At 66.8% G+C, this 3,011-nt stretch carries 2 protein-coding genes; both read left to right on the forward strand.

Features of this window, described 5'->3' with window-relative positions; all coding sequences use genetic code 11:
• Window positions 1–198: 198 nt before the first annotated feature.
• Entirely contained in the window at window positions 199–1,563 is a 1,365-nt protein-coding gene (locus DK368_RS21115; RefSeq protein WP_114395944.1) for a UDP-glucose dehydrogenase family protein, read from the forward strand.
• A 38-nt stretch (window positions 1,564–1,601) separates the two neighbouring features.
• A complete protein-coding gene (gene pgmG / locus DK368_RS21120) occupies window positions 1,602–2,999 on the forward strand; it encodes a phosphoglucomutase/phosphomannomutase PgmG (RefSeq protein WP_114395945.1) in 1,398 nt (465 codons plus the stop codon).
• Window positions 3,000–3,011: the final 12 nt, after the last annotated feature.

The following is a 3,011-nucleotide window of genomic DNA, read 5'->3' on the forward strand; positions in this document are numbered from 1 at the left end:
CTTCCATGGCTTCAAGTTCGAGGGCAAGCGCTTCGATTGCGGCGACAAGCTCGGTTTCGTCCTCGCCAATGTCGCCTATGCCCTGGACCGACCCGACATGGCCGACAAGGTCAGGGCCGCCCTGAAGGACATGGTGTGAAACCCGTTTCGGGGGCGTCGTGCCCCCTGTTCCGATGACCCAACCCGTGGGGTGATGCGATGCGTATCGCTGTGATCGGCACCGGCTATGTGGGCCTGGTGTCTGGCGCCTGTTTCTCCGAATTCGGTGTCGATGTCTGCTGCGTCGACAAGGATGCCGGCAAGATCGACCGTCTGGAACGCGGCGAGATCCCCATCTACGAGCCGGGTCTCGATGATCTGGTGGCCAAGAATGCCAAGGCCGGCCGCCTGTCCTTCACCACCGATCTGGCGACGGCCGTGAAGGGCGCCGATGCCGTCTTCATCGCCGTGGGCACGCCGACCCGCCGCGGCGATGGCCATGCCGATCTGTCCTATGTCTATGCCGCGGCCGAGGAGATCGCGCGCGCCCTGGACCCGGACAGCTACACCGTGGTCGTCACCAAGTCGACCGTGCCTGTGGGTACGGGCCGCGAGGTCGCCCGCATCGTGCGCAAGACCCGGCCGGAAGCGGATTTCGATGTCGCCTCCAATCCGGAATTCCTGCGCGAAGGCTCGGCCATCGAGGATTTTCTGCGGCCGGACCGCGTCGTCATCGGCACCGACAGTGATCGCGCCCGCGCCGTCATGCGCGCCCTCTACCGGCCGCTGTACCTGATCGAAACGCCCATCGTCATGACCAGCCTGGAAACGTCCGAGCTGATCAAATACGCGGCCAACACCTTCCTAGCGGCCAAGATCACCTTCATCAACGAAATCGCCGACCTGTGCGAGAAGGTCGGTGCCGACGTGCATGATGTGGCCAAGGGCATCGGGCTCGATGGCCGCATCGGCAAGAAGTTCCTGCATCCCGGGCCGGGCTATGGCGGCTCCTGCTTCCCCAAGGACACGCTGGCCCTGGTGAAGACGGCCCAGGATTATGGCTCGCCGCTGCGCATCATCGAGTCCGTGGTGGATGTCAACAGCAAGCGCAAGAAGGCCATGGCCGGCCGCATCATCGAGGCCTGCGGCGGCTCGGTGGCAGGCAAGCGCATCGGCATCCTGGGCGTGACCTTCAAGCCCAACACCGACGACATGCGCGATGCGCCGGCGCTGGACATCATCCCCATGCTGCAGCAGGCCGGGGCCACCGTGGCGGCCTTCGATCCCGCCGGCATGCACGAGGCGGAGAAGATGCTGCCGGACGTGGTCTGGACCGAGGACAGCTATGCCGCGCTGGAGCAGGCCGACTGCGCCGTCGTGCTGACGGAATGGAACGAGTTCCGCGCCCTGGACCTGAAGCGCATCTGCAAGCGCATGAATGCGCCGGTGCTGGTGGACCTGCGCAATATCTACAATCCCGAGGATGCCGAGATGGCGGGCTTCGCCTACAGTTCCATCGGCCGGCCCAGCCGCCTGAAGAAATTCGTGCGCGAACTGCCGCTGCCGGAACAGGCCCTGTCCTGACCGGCCCGCCTTGGTGGTCCCTTGCTGACGGTGAAGCGATGACGTTAGCCCATAGGTTTGATCCGACGGTTCTGCGCGAGTACGACATCCGCGGGATTGTGGGGAAGACGCTGACGGAGGCCGATGCGCGTGCCATCGGCCGTGGGTTCGGCAGCATGGTGGTGCGGGGGGGCGGCCGCCGCATTGCCATCGGGTATGACGGCCGGCTGTCGTCGCCGTCGCTGGAGGCGGCGGCGGTTGAGGGTCTGGTCTCGACCGGGCTGGAGGTGGTGCGGATCGGTCTGGGACCGACGCCGATGCTGTACTTCGCGGTGCGTCATCTGGAGCTGGATGCCGGGATGATGATCACCGGCTCGCACAATCCGCCGGATTACAACGGCTTCAAGATGATGCTGGGCAAGGCGCCGGTCTATGGCGCCATGATCCAGGAGATCGGCAGCATCGCCGCGGCGGGCGACTTCGCCACGGGCGCCGGCAGCCAGCGCAGCCTGGACCTGCAGGACACCTATGTGGAGCGGCTGCTGCGGGATTATGACGGCGTGGAGCCGCTGTCCTGCGTCTGGGATGCCGGCAACGGCGCCACCGGCGAGATCCTGCGCCGGCTGGTGGCCCGTCTGCCGGGCCGGCACACCGTGCTGTTCGATGCGATCGACGGGCGCTTCCCCAACCACCATCCCGACCCGACGGTGCCGGAGAACCTGGTCGACCTTACGGCCAAGGTGGCCGAGGTGGGGGCGGATCTGGGCATCGCCTTCGACGGCGACGGCGACCGCATCGGCGCCATCGACGCCCAGGGCCGCATCGTCTGGGGCGACCAGCTGGTGGCCATCTATGCCATGGATGTGCTGAAGAGCCATCCCGGCGCCACCATCATCGCCGACGTCAAGGCCAGCCAGACCCTGTTCGACGCCATCGCCGAGCATGGCGGCACGCCCTTGATGTGGAAGACCGGCCATTCGCTGCTGAAGGCCAAGATGGCCGAGACCGGCAGCCCGCTGGCGGGCGAGATGTCGGGCCATATCTTCTTCGCCGACAAGTATTACGGCTTCGACGACGCGCTCTATTGTGCCGTGCGCCTGCTGGGGCTGGTCAGCCGCCTGGGCCCGCTGGGAGCCTTGCGCGACCGGCTGCCGCCGGTGCTGAACACGCCGGAGGTGCGCTTCCAGGTCGATGAGAGCCGCAAGTTCGCCGCCGTCACCGAGATCCAGGACCGGGTGCGGGCCATGGCCGCCGCCGACCCCGCCATCCAGGTCACCGACATCGACGGCGTCCGCGTCAAGACCGCCGACGGCTGGTGGCTGCTGCGCGCCTCCAACACCCAGGACGTGCTGGTCGCCCGCGCCGAGGCCTTCACCCAGGACGGTCTCGACCGGCTGAAGGACCAGATCCGCACACAGCTCGACCAGAGCGGAATCAAGGCCCCCGCCGGCTTCTGATCCACACCGCCC

The organism is Oleisolibacter albus (assembly GCF_003336875.1).
Taxonomy (GTDB): domain Bacteria; phylum Pseudomonadota; class Alphaproteobacteria; order Azospirillales; family Azospirillaceae; genus Niveispirillum; species Niveispirillum album.

Coding starts and splice junctions, on each gene's coding strand:
- DK368_RS21115 (WP_114395944.1), top strand. CDS start 199: ATGCGTATCGCTGTGATCGGCACCGGCTATGTGGGCCTGGTGTCTGGC.
- pgmG (WP_114395945.1), top strand. CDS start 1,602: ATGACGTTAGCCCATAGGTTTGATCCGACGGTTCTGCGCGAGTACGAC.